The 16,744-nt window shown below is 66.9% G+C and carries 17 protein-coding genes and 1 pseudogene; 6 read left to right on the plus strand and 12 right to left on the minus strand.

Going from position 1 to position 16,744, the window contains the following annotated elements; all coding sequences use genetic code 11:
- The 8 genes and pseudogenes from MHZ91_RS19300 to MHZ91_RS19335 all read right to left on the minus strand — a co-directional run.
- Positions 1 to 282, minus strand: a pseudogene (locus MHZ91_RS19300) (hypothetical protein); the annotation flags it as partial.
- Positions 283 to 287: 5 nt separating this feature from the next.
- The gene (locus tag MHZ91_RS19305; protein ID WP_239215238.1) at positions 288 to 989 is read right to left on the minus strand and encodes a CpaD family pilus assembly lipoprotein; all 702 of its coding nucleotides are present in this window, start codon (positions 987 to 989) and stop codon (positions 288 to 290) included.
- A gap of 20 nt (positions 990 to 1,009) precedes the next feature.
- Positions 1,010 to 2,593 (minus strand): type II and III secretion system protein family protein, encoded by a 1,584-nt coding sequence (locus MHZ91_RS19310; RefSeq protein ID WP_239215239.1) that lies wholly within the window; start codon positions 2,591 to 2,593, stop codon positions 1,010 to 1,012.
- Positions 2,594 to 2,596: 3 nt separating this feature from the next.
- Positions 2,597 to 3,568 carry a Flp pilus assembly protein CpaB gene (gene cpaB, locus MHZ91_RS19315; protein ID WP_239215240.1) on the minus strand — a complete coding sequence of 324 codons (972 nt, stop codon included), beginning with the start codon at positions 3,566 to 3,568 and terminating at the stop codon, positions 2,597 to 2,599.
- Between the two features lie 95 nt (positions 3,569 to 3,663).
- Entirely contained in the window at positions 3,664 to 4,194 is a 531-nt protein-coding gene (locus tag MHZ91_RS19320; protein ID WP_239215241.1) for a prepilin peptidase, read from the minus strand.
- A gap of 14 nt (positions 4,195 to 4,208) precedes the next feature.
- On the minus strand, positions 4,209 to 4,412 hold the full coding sequence (locus MHZ91_RS19325) for a Flp family type IVb pilin (protein WP_105241336.1): 204 nt from the start codon (positions 4,410 to 4,412) through the stop codon (positions 4,209 to 4,211).
- Positions 4,413 to 4,535: 123 nt separating this feature from the next.
- Complete coding sequence (locus MHZ91_RS19330) at positions 4,536 to 6,089, minus strand: HAMP domain-containing sensor histidine kinase (protein ID WP_239215242.1); 1,554 nt, start codon at positions 6,087 to 6,089, stop codon at positions 4,536 to 4,538.
- Between the two features lie 4 nt (positions 6,090 to 6,093).
- Positions 6,094 to 6,762: a response regulator transcription factor gene (locus MHZ91_RS19335; protein ID WP_056565307.1), complete on the minus strand. Its 669-nt coding sequence runs from the start codon at positions 6,760 to 6,762 to the stop codon at positions 6,094 to 6,096.
- 279 nt (positions 6,763 to 7,041) lie between these two features.
- Here MHZ91_RS19335 and MHZ91_RS19340 point away from each other — a divergent pair, with 279 nt between their 5' ends.
- Positions 7,042 to 7,806 carry a lytic transglycosylase domain-containing protein gene (locus tag MHZ91_RS19340; protein WP_239215244.1) on the plus strand — a complete coding sequence of 255 codons (765 nt, stop codon included), beginning with the start codon at positions 7,042 to 7,044 and terminating at the stop codon, positions 7,804 to 7,806.
- A gap of 4 nt (positions 7,807 to 7,810) precedes the next feature.
- On the opposite strand, the gene MHZ91_RS19345 is transcribed toward MHZ91_RS19340, so the two are convergent.
- Complete coding sequence (locus tag MHZ91_RS19345; RefSeq protein ID WP_239215245.1) at positions 7,811 to 8,623, minus strand: hypothetical protein; 813 nt, start codon at positions 8,621 to 8,623, stop codon at positions 7,811 to 7,813.
- 220 nt (positions 8,624 to 8,843) lie between these two features.
- On the opposite strand from MHZ91_RS19345, the gene MHZ91_RS19350 reads away from it, so the two are divergent.
- Positions 8,844 to 9,881 carry an alpha/beta fold hydrolase gene (locus MHZ91_RS19350; RefSeq protein WP_239215246.1) on the plus strand — a complete coding sequence of 346 codons (1,038 nt, stop codon included), beginning with the start codon at positions 8,844 to 8,846 and terminating at the stop codon, positions 9,879 to 9,881.
- A 46-nt stretch (positions 9,882 to 9,927) separates the two neighbouring features.
- On the opposite strand, the gene MHZ91_RS19355 is transcribed toward MHZ91_RS19350, so the two are convergent.
- Positions 9,928 to 10,725, minus strand: coding sequence for an alpha/beta fold hydrolase (locus MHZ91_RS19355; RefSeq protein ID WP_239215247.1), 798 nt, complete (start codon positions 10,723 to 10,725; stop codon positions 9,928 to 9,930).
- Positions 10,726 to 11,497: 772 nt separating this feature from the next.
- Between MHZ91_RS19355 and MHZ91_RS19360 the strand changes: the two genes are divergently transcribed.
- Positions 11,498 to 11,977 (plus strand): DUF2501 domain-containing protein, encoded by a 480-nt coding sequence (locus MHZ91_RS19360; protein WP_239215248.1) that lies wholly within the window; start codon positions 11,498 to 11,500, stop codon positions 11,975 to 11,977.
- Between the two features lie 40 nt (positions 11,978 to 12,017).
- Here MHZ91_RS19360 and nhaR read toward each other — a convergent pair whose 3' ends face one another.
- Positions 12,018 to 12,926, minus strand: coding sequence for a transcriptional activator NhaR (gene nhaR / locus MHZ91_RS19365; RefSeq protein WP_175123805.1), 909 nt, complete (start codon positions 12,924 to 12,926; stop codon positions 12,018 to 12,020).
- A 148-nt stretch (positions 12,927 to 13,074) separates the two neighbouring features.
- On the opposite strand from nhaR, the gene MHZ91_RS19370 reads away from it, so the two are divergent.
- The 3 genes from MHZ91_RS19370 to MHZ91_RS19380 all read left to right on the plus strand — a co-directional run bounded on the left by MHZ91_RS19370 (position 13,075) and on the right by MHZ91_RS19380 (position 15,393).
- Positions 13,075 to 14,067, plus strand: a complete 993-nt coding sequence (locus MHZ91_RS19370) for a TerC family protein (RefSeq protein WP_239215249.1) — start codon at positions 13,075 to 13,077, stop codon at positions 14,065 to 14,067.
- A 14-nt stretch (positions 14,068 to 14,081) separates the two neighbouring features.
- Complete coding sequence (locus MHZ91_RS19375) at positions 14,082 to 14,501, plus strand: universal stress protein (RefSeq protein WP_175123803.1); 420 nt, start codon at positions 14,082 to 14,084, stop codon at positions 14,499 to 14,501.
- A gap of 115 nt (positions 14,502 to 14,616) precedes the next feature.
- Positions 14,617 to 15,393 carry a fused MFS/spermidine synthase gene (locus MHZ91_RS19380; RefSeq protein WP_239215250.1) on the plus strand — a complete coding sequence of 259 codons (777 nt, stop codon included), beginning with the start codon at positions 14,617 to 14,619 and terminating at the stop codon, positions 15,391 to 15,393.
- Between the two features lie 13 nt (positions 15,394 to 15,406).
- On the opposite strand, the gene MHZ91_RS19385 is transcribed toward MHZ91_RS19380, so the two are convergent.
- Complete coding sequence (locus MHZ91_RS19385; protein WP_239215251.1) at positions 15,407 to 16,732, minus strand: hypothetical protein; 1,326 nt, start codon at positions 16,730 to 16,732, stop codon at positions 15,407 to 15,409.
- Between the last annotated feature and the right edge of the window lie 12 nt (positions 16,733 to 16,744).

A 16,744-nucleotide genomic window follows, 5' to 3' on the forward strand; every position in this document is an offset into this window, starting at 1 on the left:
GCCCAGCGCAACGATGCGGCACGCGGGGCCGGTCAGGGCCGCCAGTTCCAGCAGCGCGGCGATCGGATGCGGCTCGCCGGTGATGTCGGCCAGCAGCACGGCGGGCAGCGGATTCGCGGCGCACCAGGCGGCTGCGGCGGCGGGGCCGCCCGCTTGCAGCGCGCAGGCGGGACGTTGCAGGCGGACAAGTTGCTCGCCAATGACGGCCAGGTCGGCCTGGGCGGCAAAGACGGCGGGGCCAGGAGTGGGCGCGCCGTTGCGGGTCGGTGTCGTGTTGCTCATGGCCGTCAGTTGTCGAAGTCGATGTCGATCAGGTCGCGGATTTCGCCGGTCTGGTAGCGGTCGACGGCGCCAGCGGCCGCCTTGCCGTCTGCACCTTCCAGCGCGCGCGGCCGGGACAGGTCGCGCGGGTCGCTGACCATGCGCGCCAGGTTGGCGCGGTTCGCGCAGCCCAGCGTGCCGACGCCGTAGTACGGATGGATCGTCCAGTCGTCGGGATTGGCGACGGTGCAGCGCGTGGCCTGCACGGTCAGCGCTTCGGATTGCAGCTCCAGGTCCCAGCCCGCCTGTGCCGCCTCGGCCAGGCGTTGCGTGTCGCGGGGCATGGATTCGACGCGCGGGGCGCGCGCGCCGCTACGGGCCAGCGCTTGCGCCAGGCGTTGCGCCAGCGCTTCGCCGCGCGCGTTGAACGGCGTCAGCGTCAGCACCTGCGCGTCGATGCGGCCTTGGCGTGTCAGCAGTTCATTGGCGGCGTTCAGCGAATCGGCCGTCAGGCCGTTGCCGTCCGGCGCGGCCTGCAGCGCCAGCGCCACGGCGCGCGGGGCCACGGTGGGCATCTTGGCGGCCTGGCCTGCGCCGAAGCGCTTGGCGCGCATGTCGTTCAACTGCGTGCCGCAGCCGGTGAGCAGCAGGGCCGCCAACAGCGGCGCGGCGGGAAGCAGGCGGCGCAGCGCGCGGCCAGTCGGGGAGGCGGTCTTGTCGTGGTGCATGGCGTGTCTCTCGTCCGCGTTCAGTACAGGTAGCCGATGGGGGCTTGCGGCGGCAGCAGGTCGTCGATGCCGGCCAGGCCCTGGCCGGGCACCTGCAGTTCGCCGGCCGCCACGGGGTCGACCACGTTGGCAGTGACCAGGATGACCAGCTCGGTCTCGTCCTTGGCGGACACCTCGTGTTCAAACAGCCGGCCCAGCAGCGGGATGCTGCTCAGGCCCGGCACGCCGGAGACGGTCTGTGCCTGCGTCGAGCGCAGCATGCCGGCCAGCGCAAAGCTCTGGCCGCTGGCCAGTTCCACGGTGGTGTCGGCGCGGCGCACTTTCAGCGCGGGGATCGAGATGCCTTGCAACGTCACGGCGCCGTCTTCCGTCAGCTCGCTGACTTCGGGCGCGATGTGCAGGCTGATGCGATTGGCCGACAGCAGCGTCGGCGTCATGCGCAGGATCACGCCGTACGACTTGAAGTCGATCTGCACGTTGTTGTTGGTGATGATGACGATCGGCACTTCGCCGCCCGCGGCAAAGGCGGCGCTTTCGCCGGACATCGCGGTCAGGTTGGGTTCGGCCAGCACCGACGCGAAGCCTTCGGCCGACAGCGCCGAGATGAGGCCGCCCATGGTGAAGCGGCCGCGCGTGGTCATGCCGCCGGCCGCGAAGGTCGAGGTCGTGCGGCCGGGAATCAGGCTGGAGAAGTTCTTGCCGGTGACCGAATCGAACAGCGACGGATTGATGGTGTCCGTAACGGGCGCGAAGCCGCGGGCGGCGCTGCCGGTCATGATGCCCCACGCGCCGCTGCCGGAGTTGAGCGTGGCGGCCCAGTCAAAGCCCAGCTCGTGCGACAGCGTGCGCGACACTTCCACGACGCGCACCTGGATGTTGATCTGCGACGACAGCTCCACCTTGAGCTGGTTGATGACGCCATCGCGCGTGCTGCCCGCGCCGCGCGCCCCGCCGCCGCCCTGGGCGCCGGCGGACGTGCCGTCCAGATAGGCCTGCACCTGATCGACGATCTGGCGCGCCTCGATCGGCGTGCGCACGTTGCCGCGCACGATGATGCGGTTGTTCAGCGACGGTTCCAGCTCGATGTCCGCGCCCGGCACCGAACGCAGGATCTGTGTGCGCAGCGTGGACAGGTCGTGTTCGGCCACGACGCGGATCGCGGCGATGACGTTGTCCTGCGCATCCAGCGCGTACAGCGTCGTGGTGCCGACGGATTGGGCGAAGACGAAGATGTTGTTGGGCGACGGCACCTGGAAGCTGGCCACGCGCGGGTCGGCGACCAGCACCTTGGCTGCGTCGGACTTCAGTTTCAGCAACTGGCCTTCTCGCACATGCAGCGTGATCTCGCCGGTCGGCGCGATCTTCTTCAGGTTGGCGGGCAACGCCGTCGGGGTGTTCTTGACGTCGACCGCGGGGCGCTCGCTGGGCGCGGTGGCGGAGGCCGCCAGGACGCCGGCGCCGGTCAGGCACAGTGGCGCGGCCAGGCACAGGCCGGGCAACAGGAGGGCCGCGCCGCGGCGGGGCTGCTTGGGAATCATGGCGTGAACGGAGTTGAGGGCAATGGGATGCGCGGGCGTCGCCGCGGGCAGGCGTTGGGAGCGCATGGGTTACGGGGCGGCGGATTGCGGGGCGGATGCGTCTTGCGGCGCCGCCTTGTCGAAGGTCTGCGCTTTCTGCTGTTCGCCCTTGAACATCTGCACCACGACCGGCTGGCGCGGCGGCTTGTTGAAGATGTCCGTCGCGTCGTTGATCCGCGTCACCGCGCTGATGGCGTCATGCGGCTGTTCGACCGTGTCGGCCTGCGCGCTGCGCAGCGCCAGCTGCAACAGCCCGACTTCGCGGGCGAGCGCAAGACGCTCGGAGTCGTGGGGCGTGACTTCCAGCGTCAGGCTTTCGTAGTAATTGCGAGGCGGCGCGGCTTTCTTGTCCTTGTCGGCCGTGTCGGTGGGCGCATTGCTGGCGGGCGCGATGCCGGCGGGGTTGCCGTTCAGCGCCAGCACACGCACGTTGCGCACGATGGTCTGCGACGCCAGCGTGGTGAACGAGGTATCGGGCTGGCCGGGAAGGGGCGGTTGGCTCGTGTCGCGTTCCAGATGCAGGATCACGTCGACCCGGTCGCCCGCCGACACCAGGCCGGAGTTGCTGGTGACCGCGCTGGCCGGGATCGACACGGCCCGCATGTCGGGCTTGAGCACCGAGGCGACAAAGCCATGATCGCCGCTGAACACCAGCCCGTCGCGCGTCAGCGGCTGGCCGTCCTGCAGGGCGCGGCGCGGGGTGGAGCCGGCGACGGTGCGCTCGACCTTGCGGCGTTCTTCGTCGGTGTCGGCGGTGTAGTGTTCAGCCCGGATCTCGCCGGCCGGCAGTTCGCGCCACGCCAGCGTGCGGCCCGCGACGAAGTCGCCGGGCGCGAGCGGTCCGGCCGCCGACAGCACCATGCGCACCGGCGCGCGCGGCGCCTCGACCTGCTTGACGATGGTCACGGGAGGCGGCGGCCGCATGAGCGCGCGGCCCACCAGGGCCGCTCCCGCGGCCAGCGCGATCGCCGAGGCAAGCAGGATCAATGATCGGGTCTTCATAGCAAATAGGAGTGATTTGTCTTTTCAATTGCATCAGAAGTGCGCAATGACCCCTGATGGCGCGCCGTCGGCGCATGGTCGTGCCTGGATGAAAGCTAGATGGCGCTCCAGAGCACGAAGACCGCGCCGCAGGCAATCGCAAGCCCGTAGGGAATGCCTTGCATGGGCTCGTCGCGCAGGGCGTGCGGCGTGGGAATGACGAGGCCGGACAGCCAGACGTTGATCCGCATCAGGAACAGCGCCAGCGCACGCTCCAGCGCGCGCAGCAGCGGCAGCGCCAGGGCCATCGCGCCGCCGGCCAGTGCCGTCACGATGAGGAAGACGAAGGTGTGCTCGCCCAGCCACAGGCACAGTACGGCCATCAGCTTGGCGTCGCCGGCGCCCATCCAGCGCATGGCAAAGAGGCAATACCCCGCCACCAGCACGCCCGCGCCGGCCAGGATGCCGGTCGTCAGCGACGCGCGCAGCGCGGGGTTGCCCTGCGCCAGCGTCCATCCGGCATACGCGACCCATGCCAGCAGCAACGCCAGCACCAGGCGGTTGCTGATGCGGCGATAGAGCAGGTCGGACACCACCACCCACGCCAGAGCGGGCAGGAGGATGATGCTGGGCAGGGAGTACGCCACGAAACGTCCGGCGATCAGCCGCCCGAGCGGGCGTCGGTGCCGGCTTCGGTGATGTCGCTGGCGATGGCGCCGAACTTGTCGCGCAGCGCGCTGATGAACGCGCCGTCGGAGCCGAAGATCACGCCCACGGCGGCGGCCATGGCAGCGGCGAGGATGCCGTATTCAATTGCGGTCACGCCGCTTTCGTCACGAAGGAATTGTTGGATGCGGGAGGTCACGGAAAAGTCCAAAAAAGAATCGTCGTGAAGGAAAAAAACGAAGGCTTTGACAGCCGTCATTGCGCAGACGATATTAGGATTCATTTGCAGCTAGCGATCAACCTGCGAATCATTAAGACTCGTTCAGGAACTCCTGCTGGCCGCGCTTCTACAGGGCAGGCGCAGCACGGCAAGCAGGCCGCGCGCGGTGGCGCGTGCGTCCGGATCGCGCGCATCCAGATCGTTGTCGGCAAGCACCAGTGACCCCCCGTGCAGCGCGGCTACCGCGTGCACCAGCGCGAGGCCCAGGCCATGTCCGGAGATCGTCCGGTCGCGCGTCAGCCGGCGGAAACGTTGCACGGCCTGGCCGCGCTGGTCGGCGTCGATGCCGGGGCCTTCGTCGGCGGCGCCCAGTTCGATCCAGGCGCCGCGCCGCCGCGCCAGTAGCGTGACGACGGTGCCGGACGGCGCGTACTTGATGGCGTTGTCGGCCAGGTTCACCAGCGCCTGGAACAGCAGCGCGCGGTCGCCCAGCAGCGGCAGATCGTCCTCGATGCGGGTCTGCAGGACCAGACCGCGCTGCTCGGCCAGCACGTCGTAGTAGTCGTGCAGATCGGCCAGCAGGGCGTGGATGTCCAGCTCGGCGGGTTCGTGGTGGCAGCGTCCCGTCTCGACCTCGCTGATGCGCATGACGGTGCGGAACAGGTACAGGATGCGGCGCACCTCTTCTTCGGCCAACGCCATCTCCGCTTCCGCCGCGGGGTTGTTGCGCATCGACTCGGCGGCGTTGCTCAGCCGCTGCTGCAGGCGCGTGAGCGGCGTGCGCAGCTCGTGCGCGATGTGATTGGTGGCATTGCGCACCTCTTCCATCAGGAAGTCGATACGTTCCAGCGCCTGGTTCACGTCGTGTCCCAGTTCGTCGAATTCGTCCTGGCTGCCTTGCAGCGACACGCGCGCGTTCTGGTCGCCGCGTGCAAACCGCGCCATGGTCTGCCGGATGCGCGTGACGCGGTTGGCGGCGCCGATGCTGAACAGCAGGCCCGCGCCCAGGCTGAGCAGCAGCGCGGTGAAGACGCTCAGCCCAACGACCAGCGGCACGGGATAGATGCGGTTGAGCATCGGCAGGATGTCGTACGCGATGACGTAGCGGCCGCCGTCGGGCAGCAGCGACGCATGGCCCAGCCATTCGCTGGAGCCTTCGCCCGTCGTCAGCGAGGCGCGCAGCCAGCCGCGGCAGGGTTGCTGTCCGCCCCGGCACATCAGCGGCGACAGCAGTTCGCCGGCGCCGTAGAGCAGGCTGCCATCGGCTGCCTGAACGGCGATTGCGCGCTCGCGGCGCGGCACGGCGGCTTCGCGCTGGCGCAGCGCGCGCGCCAGGTCCACCGCGCTGTCGCGGCTGCTGAGCGTCTGGTGCGCGCGGATTTCGGCGGCGACCATGTCCTTCACATGCCGCACCATGACGTGCTCGAGCAGGTTCTGGCCCCAGGCGATGGAACCCAGCGTGACCAGCAGGAAGATGAACGCGAAGCACGCCGTGTAGCGGAAATGGCTGGTGGTGCGCGGGGGCGGCGGCTCCGACGCGCTCTCGGGCACGCGACCGTCGCGCCAGAACGATCGCCACGAACCGAACAGGCGGGACAGCGGTCCCTGCCTGAGCGCCCGCAAGGTCTCAGGAAAATCGAACGGCACGGTATTCATCGGATCAGCTCAGCACGTATCCCATGGCCCGCACGGTCTTGAGCAACGGCTGCGCGAAATCCTTGTCGATCTTCGAGCGCAGCTTGGAGACGTGTACGTCGATCAGGTTGGTCTGCGGATCGAACTGCAGACCCCACACCTTCTCCAGCAGCATGCCGCGCGGCACGGTCTGCCCGGCATGTTCGGCCAGCGTGCGCAGCAGCAGGAATTCCTTGTCCGTCAGGCTGATCTCGCGGCCGGACCGCGTGACCTTGCGGCGCAGCAGGTCGATCTGCAGATCCTGCACGCACAGACGCGCGGTGTTGGGCGGCGTGGCGTCGTGCCGCTGCACCAGCAGCTCCATGCGCACCATCAGTTCAAGAAAGTCGAAGGGCTTGCCGATGTGGTCCTGCGCGCCGGCGCGCAGCCCCTCGACGCGATCCGAGGCCTGGTCGACGGCTGACAGGATGATGACGGGCGGGTGCGGACGGCCTTGCAGGCGGCGCAGCACCTCGATGCCATCGATGCCCGGCAGCATGCGGTCCAGGACGGCAATGTCGAAAACCTGGCGGTCCAGGGCGATCAGCGCCTGTTCGCCCGAGTCGACGGGCACGCATTGGTGGCCGCTAGCCTGGAACTTGCTGGCCAGCCAATAGCTCACTTTGCTGTCGTCCTCGATTAACAGTATCCGCATGAATTTCCTCGCTCGCGTGTGCCTTCATTCCGCCAGCGTTTGTCGCCGAACTTCTCATGCCGCACGCATCAGAAATTCATCCCGGTAAGCCGCGAGGCTTGCGCCTTCGAGCCAGGCGCTTATGGGATCACGATTCATATCGCAACAGCAACGGGCTAAAAGTTAACAAGATTTAATCTTATTGTAAATAAGAATGATTGTTATTCTTGTAGAATTCGCTTCGTTCTGTTGATCCGATGCCCTGGCGGCTGAAGCGCGCCGTGGCTGATGCCTGCTGCCATGACCGCATTTCTTTCGCGAAGCTGCCGCTTGCTGGGCGCGGCCTTGTTGTCGCTGTCCGCCACCGCAAGTCTTGCCGCCGATGTCTACGTGTCGTTTGACGCGCAAGGCATGGCGCACTTCGCGCCCACCGCGCTGGACGACAGCTACCGGCTGCTGTTCCGCGACATGTCCGCGGGCAGCCGCGGCGCGCGCCGCGCGGCCGAACCCAGTCCGGAAGTCCGCAAGGCGCTGGAACAGGCCGCGCAGCGGCACGGGCTGGATTACGCCCTGCTGCATGCCGTGGCGCAGGCGGAGTCGGGCTTCAATACGCTGGCGGTGTCGCCCAAAGGCGCCGTCGGCCTGATGCAGCTGATGCCCGCCACCGGCAGCCAGTACGGCGTGCCCGGCACGGACGAAGCACTGCAGGCCAACCTGCGCAAGCTGGACCTGAACGTCGATGCCGGCAGCCGCTACCTGCGCGCCCTGCTCGACCGCTACGACGGCAATCTGGAACTGGCGTTGGCCGCCTACAACGCGGGCGAAGGCGCCGTGCAACGCGCCGGCAACCGGATTCCGAATTTTGAAGAGACCCGCAACTACGTCAGCCGGATCATGGCGGCGTATCAGCCGGCGGCTTCGATCACGCCGCAAGTGCAGCAGCCCCCCGCGGTGCTGGCCGACAACACCGGCATGACCCCTTCCATGTGGACGATCCAGGGCGATCAGAAAGCGGTCAGGCAGTTCGAGGCCGGCTTCATGGTGGTGCCGCCGCGCAAGCGATAACGCTTCAGGCCGGCGGGAACGGGCGGACGGTTGCGTCCGCCTCGCGCTTGCGATGCGCGAAGTTCAGCGTCACCATCAGCCCCGCCACCATCGAAAACAGATGCTTGAGCGTGTGCCCGCTGAGGAACGCAAAGGTGTCGTAGATCTGATGATCGAGCAGCTCGGCAGCCTTGGCCAGCACGTAGAACCCGATCGCCGCGCCAAAGTACAGCCGTTCCCGCATGGGTGTGCCGTTGCGCCATTGCAGCAGCGGCACCAGCACCAGCGGCATGAACTGCACGAAAAGGTACGGACGCAGATCGCCCGTCGACGTGTGATCGGTGTACCACCACCACGCCACGCTGCCCACCGCCAGCGTGGTCCACAGCACATCGACCCAGCGGCCGTCGCCCACGGTTTCGCGCCACACGGCGGACAGGATGCCGGCGCACAGCAGCGCAATGGGCAGGCGGTCCCAGATCAGGCGCGCATTGTCCGGCACCAGGTGATACCACCCCGACCCGAAGGCGGTCAGCAAAAGCGCAACGAAGAACACCGTATAGCCAGGCCGGATCGCGTCCAGCGCAGGGTGCCGGCGCGAGTGCAGCACCAGCGCCAGGCCATACCACCCGACCACCGCAAAGCCCAGGTTGGACAGCACATCGCCCGCGTTGGGAATGCCCATCCACGAGCGCTTGTCCGCAAAGTCGTGATAGTGCTCAAGCTGCGGAATCGGCCCGTAGAGCGCCAGGCCCAGCGCCACCAGGATCACCACCGTCCACGGCAGCACGCGGCGCGAGCGGGGGGAGGACATCGTTGCGGCAGATCGAGTGCTCATGCGGATTCATCCCCGGCAGGCGGGTGTGCCGGCTAGCAGTGATAGTAAAGGTGCCGCCCGGCCGCCTCCAGCCCTTCCAGGGCCCGTCCTTCAGCTTTTTTATGTCCTTGTGTATCCGCCCGCGCGGCGCGTACATGCCGACACCCAACGCCCGGCGGCCTGCGCCACAGTGACGTCCAGCAGTCATGTCCCCTTCAACACGACTTTCTGGAGCATCACCATGTCGGAACCGGTAAACGTCCAGCGGCGCCGCCTGCTGGGTACCACTTCTTCGCTGGCGGGCGCCAGCCTGCTGGGCCTCGCGCTCGGCGGCAACGCGATCGCCAAGTCCGTGGCGCAGGCCCCGCAAGGCCTCATCCCCACGTTCAACAACATCCGCCAGATCCGCGCCGGCACGCTCGACGTGGGCTACGTGGACGCCGGCCCCGCCGACGGCCCCGTCGCCATCCTGCTGCACGGCTGGCCCTATGACATCCACAGCTTCATCGACGTCGTGCCGCGCCTGACCGCCGCCGGTTACCGCGTCATCGTGCCCCATCTGCGCGGCTACGGCACCACCCGGATCGTGTCGCCCGACACCCCGCGCAACGGCGAACAGGCCGTCGTCGCCGTCGACATGATTGCGCTGATGGACGCCCTCAAGATCCGCAAGGCCGTCGTCGCCGGCTTCGACTGGGGCGCGCGCACCGCCTGCATCATGGCCGCGCTGTGGCCCGAGCGCTGCGAAGCGCTGGTGTCCGTCAGCGGTTACCTCATCGGCAGCCAGGAAGGCAACCGCAAACCGCTGCCGCCGCAGGCCGAACTGCAATGGTGGTACCAGTTCTACTTCGCCACCGAGCGCGGCGCCGCCGGCTACGCTGCCAACGTCGACAGCTTCAACAAGCTGATCTGGCAACTGGCCTCGCCCCAATGGCGCTTTGACGACGCAACGTTTGCGCGATCCGCACGCGCCTTCAACAACCCCGACCACGTCGAGATCGTCGTGCACAACTACCGCTGGCGGCTGGGGCTGGCGCAGGGCGAAGCGCAGTACGACGCGCTCGAGACGCGCCTGGCGCAACTGCCCAAAATCGGCATTCCGTCCATCACCATGGAAGGCGACGCCAACGGCGCCCCGCATCCGCCACCCGCCGCCTACGCCGGCCAGTTCACCGGCAAATACCAGCACATCGACGTCGGCACCGGCATCGGCCACAACCTGCCGCAAGAGGCGCCCAAAGCGTTTGCCGACGCCGTGCTCCGCGTCACGCGCCTGTAGCGCAGAAACGCGTCACACCGCATCACACCGCGACACCACGCGCCGCTCAGCCGGCGCGCGGCAGCCAGTCCGACACCGTCGCAAGCACCTGCTCGGGCATCTCCCGGTGCGGCACATGGCCGCAGTTCTCGAAGATAACCGGCCGCGCGCCCGCCAATCGCGCAATGCGCTCGGCGTGCACCGTGGACCCGTATTCATCATTGTCGCCATGCAGCGCCAGCGCCGGACACTTCACCTGCGCCAACTGCGGATCCAGCGTCCAGTCCGCGAAGTCCGGCGACAGCCACGTGTCGATCCACGCGCTCAGCACCCAGGCCGCCTTCTCGCCGTGATACTTCTTCAGGCGGTCCAGCTGTCCCGGCTGCGCGAAAGACTCGCGCGCCTGGCGGATCCCTTCCAATGTGCGTTCCTCGGCATAAACCTGCGCCGACTCGGTAATCAGCGCGCGGCAGGACTGCGGATAAGCCGCAGCGCTGGCAATCGCCATCCCCCCACCCACGCTGTGCCCGAACGCAGCGAACTCTTCCAGTTCAAGCGCCTCGCGCACGGCGCGAAATCCCTCGATAGCCTCGCGCACCACAAAGTCCACGCCCAGCGTGCCCTTGTACGGATCGGACCGGCCGAACCCCAGCCGGTCGTAGGCAATGACCTCGCAGCCCGTTGCGCCCGCCAACCGCTCCGGAAAGTCGCGCCACAACTCCACGCATCCAAGAGAGTCGTGCATCAGCACGATCGGCACGCCGTTGTCGGGAGACGAACCGGACGCAGCGGGCGTCCAGCGCCGCACGAAAAGCTGGCCGCCGGCGGCGGGGACGAAGATATCTTGGGGTTCGACGGAAGACATCAAGGATTCTCACGAAGTAGATGGCACGGGACACGTCAAGAATGCGGCGGCGCTACGCCAGCCGCCTCCCGGGGACAGTGCGAAATAGTAGCGTAGGCGCAGGCCACCGCTTCATCGCAGCCTGCACTGAACCTCATCAGCGGACTGAAGACATCCGCGCCGACGGCCAACAGCACACCGAAGCACAACACTCGAAAGCGCACCACCCCGCCAGCGCGCAGCGCACACCGCCACGACGCCCCACGAACCCGATGCCGGGTTGCCGCCGTCCGGGCGGCAGCAACCCGGCGGCCCCGCAGATTTCCTGCCCTGAACACAGGTCTTGTAGCGCCCATACCAAAGACCCTGGCAGCACGGCGTCGTGGTCACCGGGGAGGCGAGCGCCGTCGATGCGCCCGAGGGAATCGGAAGGCAGTCGCCGGAGGCGACAACGACGATGACGACGGGGGAGTCCGGAGCGAAGGCTCCGGACCGCAATCGTGGGCGATCGCCTCCCCGGTGACCGCGGCGTCGGGCGACCTACGAAGATCCACGTGGCAGCAAGATCACCAACCGCGAAGCCCTCACACGCCCGTCGCCCGCCCGACGTTCAACACCCTCACCCATCACACCGGTATCAAACCCGTGACGTTACGAATGCAATTGCTACGGCCCCACGGCGCACGGTATTCCCATGCACATCATTTGTCGCATTACACGCCCCGCCCGCAAGCCGATCCGCGCCAGCGCGCCGCTACGATGGCCGCACTCACCACCGCACCAGGAGCAAGTCATGAAGATCCCTTTCCGCCACCTAGCCGTCGCCGCAGCCCTCATCGCGGCGCAGTGCTACGCAGGCGCCGCCAGCGCCCAGTGGCTCGATGCCGTAAAGGGACAGATGGAGAGCCAAGGCAGCTCAACCCAAAGCGGTACAACCCAAGGCGGCATCCTGCAAGGCCTAGGCAACAGCCTGCCGCTCTCTTCGCTTACCCCCGCCTCAGCCGGCAACGCAGCCGGCGTGCTCGAGTTCTGCATGAAGAACAACTACCTCGCCGGCGGCGACGCGCAAGCCCTGAAAGAAAAACTGATGGGCAAGATCGGCGGCGGCTCAACGCAGAAAGCCAAATCGGATTCCGGATACCTAGCCGGCCTGCAAGGCCTGCTAAACGGCAGCGACGGCAAATCGGTCGACCTGAGCGGCGGCGGACTGAAAGAGGAACTCACCCGCAAGGCCTGCGATCAGGTCCTCAAACACGCGAAGTCGTTCCTGTAATCAGGCGCACACAGCGGTGCGCCAGCCTTCGCGCGCCGCGTCACTTCACCGTCCCAAAAATATCCTCCCGCGCCGCACGGCTCAACGCCACCACCGCCGGATGCTCCAACCGCTGGTCGGTCGTGATCGCGTAGAACTGCTCCTTCACGTCCGCCGCGTGCCCGATCACACGCACCCGATACTGCTTGCATAGATAGGCCGCCGTCGCCGTCGGCGCCACAAACAGCCCCGTTCCCGTCTGCCCGAAAGAATTCATCAGCGCACTATCGTCGAATTCACCCACGATGCGCGGCCGGATGTCATGCTCATCGAACCATTGCAGCAGCCGCGGCCGGATCGCGGCGTCTTCGCCCGGCAAGAGGAAGGGCGCCTGGTCCAGCAGCGCCGGGAACGTCCCCGTCAGACTGTCCAGCAACGGCGGCGATCCAAAGAACGTCAGCCCGCATTCCCCCAGCAGATGGCTGAACCCCCGCACATTCAGATTGTTCGGCATCGGCCGATCCGCGATCACCATATCGAAGCGATGCACCGCCAGATCCGCCAGTAGAAACGGCAACCGCCCCTCACGGCAGATCAGCCGCACGTCCTGGTCCAGATGCAATGCCGGCTCGATCATCCGATACACCATGGCCTTGGGCATCCCCTCAGCCACACCCACCTTGAACTCCAGCGCACGCCGCGCCGGACGCTCGCGCAGGTCGTCCAGCAGTTCGTCGCCCATCGTGAAAATGCGATCCGCATACAGCAGCGCATGGCGGCCGACATCGGTCAGTTCCAGACCGCGCCCCGCGCGCCGGAACAGTTCCGTGCCGAGTGTGGATTCCAGCTCCTGGATCTGGCCGCTGATCGATTGCGGCGTGCGCTGAAGCTGCTGTGCCGCGCGGGCGATGCTGCCCGCCTTCGCGACCGTCCAGAAATAGCGCAGATGCTTGTAGTTGAGAGTGACCATGGCTGATCAATCCAAAAAATCTGACTATCGGGTCATCATAATGCGGATTGTTGGAGGAATCGCCCCGCACTAGACTGGCTTCGTGCGATTGCAGTACCTGTTTTCCCATTGCGTGGCGCACGCGGCGCGATGGAAGGAGGCGCCTCTCATGAACCGGGTCGAAACCTTTGCCACGCTGCCGATGTGGGCGGGGTTCGTGGGATTCGTGCTGATCGTGCTGGCGCTGGACCTCTATGCGTTCGGGGGTCGTCGCGCCCACCGCGTGTCCTCGCGCGAGGCGCTCTGCTGGGTGGGCGCGTGGATGACGCTTGCCACGCTGTTCGGGGGCCTGATGTGGTGGTATCTGGACGCCACCCTGGGCCGGGCGGTCGCACATCAGAAGGCGCTGGAGTTCTACACCGGCTACCTCATCGAACTGTCCCTGTCCGTGGACAACATGTTCGTCTTCTCGCTGATCTTCACGTACTTCGCCGTGCCGCTGGAACTGCAGCGGCGCGTGCTGCTCTACGGCGTGCTGGGCGCCATCGTCATGCGCGTCAGCATGATCCTGGCCGGCGTGTGGCTGCTGTCCCAGTTCGTGTGGCTGTTCTATGTGCTGGGCGCCTTCCTGATCTTCACGGGCTTGAAGATGCTGTTCACCGCCGGCCGACAGCAGGACATAGCCCGCAATCCGCTGGTGCGCTTTCTGCGATCCACCATGCGGATCACCAAGGACTATCACGGCCAGTCGTTCTTCGTACGCATCGACGGGTTGCGCTACGCGACGCCGATGTTCGTGGTGCTGATTGTCATCGAAGCGACGGACGTGGTTTTTGCCGTGGACAGCATCCCCGCCATCTTTGCCGTGACGACCGATCCGTTCATCGTCTTCACATCCAACATTTTTGCCATCATGGGCCTGCGGGCGCTGTATTTCCTGCTGGCGGACATGGTGGCGCGGTTTCACTATCTCAAGTACGGCCTGGCATCGGTGCTGGTCATCATTGGCGGCAAGATGCTTGCCGAACAATGGGTCCACGTGCCGGTGCACTGGTCGCTTGGGGTGGTGGGCGTGATCCTGCTGGCGTCGGTGGGCGCAAGCTGGGTGATGCCCGGAAGGGGCGCGCACAAGCCCGCGCGCAACGAAGCCAGGAAGTCATGAACCGGAGGTCTGCCATGAACACGATCATTCTTGCCACCGACGGCTCGCTGCACAGCGATGCGGCGGCCCGATTTCTGGTGGAAAGTCCCTTGCTGAACCGCGATTTCGTCGTGCACGTGGTGCACTGCGAGCCCGATGTGGCCGGTGACGTGAAGTCCTTCATCGGCAAGGCGGACATCGACGCCTGGCACCACGAGGAAAGCGGCAAGGCGATGCAATCGGTGGTCGGCATCCTGACCGCCGCCAACGTCGGCCACGAATGCCACGAGCTTGTCGGCTTCACGCCGGAGAAAATTGTCGAGTATGCAAAGCAGATCGATGCCGGGGCGATCGTGATCGGCTCGCATCATCACAGCCCGCTGATCAACGCCATCCGCGGCTCGGTCAGCGGGCGGATCCTGGCGCACTCGCCCTGTCCGGTGATGCTGGTCTGAGGCGGCGGCACGGCGCAGAGCGCCGGCCCGTTTTGACACGCCGATCCCCCGGCGCGGGCCGCGGGGGTGTGGCAGTGGTATCTTCTGCGAATCTTTCGCTTTGCACCCTGCGCCCATGTCCGACGTACCCGTTCCCGCCGATTCGCCCGTTTCCGACGGGCCGGCGGCCCCCCACCGGCCCTTCATCCAGAATGCCGGCACCCGGCGCACCCTGCATTTCACGCAGCAGGAGATTCAGAGCAGCATGTCGCTGCTGAATCCGGATGCGCTCGAAATCGAATACACGCGGATGATGATGGGCTTCGTGCTGTTCAAGCCGGAGCCGGCGGACATCCTGATGGTGGGCCTGGGCGGCGGGTCGCTGCCCAAGTTCTGCCACCGTTATCTGACGGGGGCGCGCGTCACGGTGGTGGAAATCGATCCCGCCGTCATCGCGCTGCGCGACGCCTTCATGGTGCCGCCGGACAGCGCGCGCTTTCAGGTCATCCAGGCCGATGCGGCGCAGCATCTTGCCGGGCTGACGGACGCCGCCGATGTGATCCTGCTGGACGGATTCGTGGCCGGCGGCATTCCGGATGCCCTGTGTTCCGCCGCCTTCTACGCCGACTGCCATCGCGCCCTGCGCGACGACGGCATCCTGGTGATCAACTTCCACGTCAACCACCCCATGCATCACGAATACCTGGACCGCGTGCGCGCCGCGTTCGGCTCGTCGATGTTCGAGGTGGTCGACGACGACATGACCAACAGCATCGTGTTCGCCTGCAAGGGCAACCTGCTGGACAACCCGGCGGCCGCGCAACTCACGCGGCCAGCCGCGATGCCCAAGGATGCCTGGCGCCAGCTCATGCCGACGATGCGCGTGATCGGGGCGACGCTGGAACTGCGCTGATTCTGGCATTGCGCTACGCCGGATCGCTCAGCATGATGGAAAGCAGCTCCCGGGTGGCGCGCGACAGGGCGCCGGGCGTCTGCGCGCCACCTTTCTCGCCGAGTGTTTTCGTCAGGTTCGACACCGTCTGCGCGACAGCGTCGTCGTCCAGCACCTTGGGTCCGGTGTCTTCTGTTGGGACGGGCGGCGGCGTGATGTGCTTTTTGGCCGCCTTCAGCAGCTCCGCCACCGGATCGGCCTTGCCCCGCGCGTTGACGCGGTCCGTCATCGCGGTGGCGAGGCTTTTGCCGCCGCTGCGGGTACGCAGGCCGGATCGCTCGCTGGCGGCCTCCCACGCGCCGCGTTGCGCCGCATAGGCCGTCAGCAGCGCGAAGCGGTCCGCGTCGATGAGCAGCGGCGATTCCGCCACCGCGATCAACAGGGACTGGTACGCGGCGCTGGCGGCCGTGGCGTCGTTGCCGATCAGCGCCTTGGAGACGTCCTTCCACAGATGATGGAACGGCAGCGTAGTGGCCGCGGCGAACATGTCCGCGCCCAGCGTTGCGCGCTGCTCAAACGCCAGGACCAGATAGTCGACGTCGTTGACCGGCTCCGGTTTGCCTGCGCCGTTCTGGCGGTGCAGCACGCCATCGACGAGTTGCAGCCCCGACAGCTTGTCCTGCGAATCCGCGCCCGCCAGGACGCGATAGCCGCTGCGCCGCAACGCGTCGCCATCGTAGACGCCAAAGCGCACGCTGACGCCGTCGGTGCCGAACAGTTTGGCAAGCGGCGTGAGCAGGCTTTCGCCTGTCTTGACGATCGCCCCGCCGACCGGGCCGCCCAGCATCGTGACCGCGGTGGACACGAAATCCAGGATGCCGCGCGACAGGCTGCTGTCGGCGAAACGGCACAGTGCCGCGTACATCTCCAATCCATCGCTGGCGTACGGGACGTTGCGCGCAACATAGACATCCCGAAAGGCCACACGGCGCGCCCCGGCGTCGGGCGCCGCCGCGCCCAGCGCCTGCTGGATGAGGTCGTAGCCGACGATGTAGGGAATCTCGCGCCGGGTGCCCTCCGCGTCGTAGCGCAAGAAGAATGTGCACAGCGGCAGGAACTGGCTGAGATAGTTGCCCGCGTCGCACAGGCGCATTTCGACCAGCCGGACGCTGAAGTAGCACTGGCCTGGCACGAAGGCGGCGCCGTCGATGCCCGCGGTCAGCGCGGGCGTGCCGCCGGGCGGCTCGATCTCCGCGTAAAAGTTGCGTCCCGCAGGCACGGTCGGCAGCAGCGCGCCCGCGCCGTCGCCGCCAGCTGCCTTGCCGCCGATGCCGCGCAGCATGCCGAATATTCCGTCCATGTCAGCTCCTTG

Source organism: Achromobacter sp. ACRQX, assembly GCF_022346505.1.
Taxonomy (GTDB): domain Bacteria; phylum Pseudomonadota; class Gammaproteobacteria; order Burkholderiales; family Burkholderiaceae_B; genus Achromobacter; species Achromobacter animicus.

What these genes read in the sequence shown, in the direction of transcription:
- MHZ91_RS19305 (WP_239215238.1), bottom strand. Translation starts at nt 989, where the DNA reads ATGCACCACGACAAGACCGCCTCCCCGACTGGCCGCGCGCTGCGCCGC.
- MHZ91_RS19310 (WP_239215239.1), bottom strand. Translation starts at nt 2,593, where the DNA reads ATGCGCTCCCAACGCCTGCCCGCGGCGACGCCCGCGCATCCCATTGCC.
- cpaB (WP_239215240.1), bottom strand. Translation starts at nt 3,568, where the DNA reads ATGAAGACCCGATCATTGATCCTGCTTGCCTCGGCGATCGCGCTGGCC.
- MHZ91_RS19330 (WP_239215242.1), bottom strand. Translation starts at nt 6,089, where the DNA reads ATGAATACCGTGCCGTTCGATTTTCCTGAGACCTTGCGGGCGCTCAGG.
- MHZ91_RS19335 (WP_056565307.1), bottom strand. Translation starts at nt 6,762, where the DNA reads ATGCGGATACTGTTAATCGAGGACGACAGCAAAGTGAGCTATTGGCTG.
- MHZ91_RS19340 (WP_239215244.1), top strand. Translation starts at nt 7,042, where the DNA reads ATGACCGCATTTCTTTCGCGAAGCTGCCGCTTGCTGGGCGCGGCCTTG.
- MHZ91_RS19345 (WP_239215245.1), bottom strand. Translation starts at nt 8,623, where the DNA reads ATGAGCACTCGATCTGCCGCAACGATGTCCTCCCCCCGCTCGCGCCGC.
- MHZ91_RS19350 (WP_239215246.1), top strand. Translation starts at nt 8,844, where the DNA reads ATGTCGGAACCGGTAAACGTCCAGCGGCGCCGCCTGCTGGGTACCACT.
- MHZ91_RS19355 (WP_239215247.1), bottom strand. Translation starts at nt 10,725, where the DNA reads ATGTCTTCCGTCGAACCCCAAGATATCTTCGTCCCCGCCGCCGGCGGC.
- MHZ91_RS19360 (WP_239215248.1), top strand. Translation starts at nt 11,498, where the DNA reads ATGAAGATCCCTTTCCGCCACCTAGCCGTCGCCGCAGCCCTCATCGCG.
- nhaR (WP_175123805.1), bottom strand. Translation starts at nt 12,926, where the DNA reads ATGGTCACTCTCAACTACAAGCATCTGCGCTATTTCTGGACGGTCGCG.
- MHZ91_RS19370 (WP_239215249.1), top strand. Translation starts at nt 13,075, where the DNA reads ATGAACCGGGTCGAAACCTTTGCCACGCTGCCGATGTGGGCGGGGTTC.
- MHZ91_RS19375 (WP_175123803.1), top strand. Translation starts at nt 14,082, where the DNA reads ATGAACACGATCATTCTTGCCACCGACGGCTCGCTGCACAGCGATGCG.
- MHZ91_RS19380 (WP_239215250.1), top strand. Translation starts at nt 14,617, where the DNA reads ATGTCCGACGTACCCGTTCCCGCCGATTCGCCCGTTTCCGACGGGCCG.
- MHZ91_RS19385 (WP_239215251.1), bottom strand. Translation starts at nt 16,732, where the DNA reads ATGGACGGAATATTCGGCATGCTGCGCGGCATCGGCGGCAAGGCAGCT.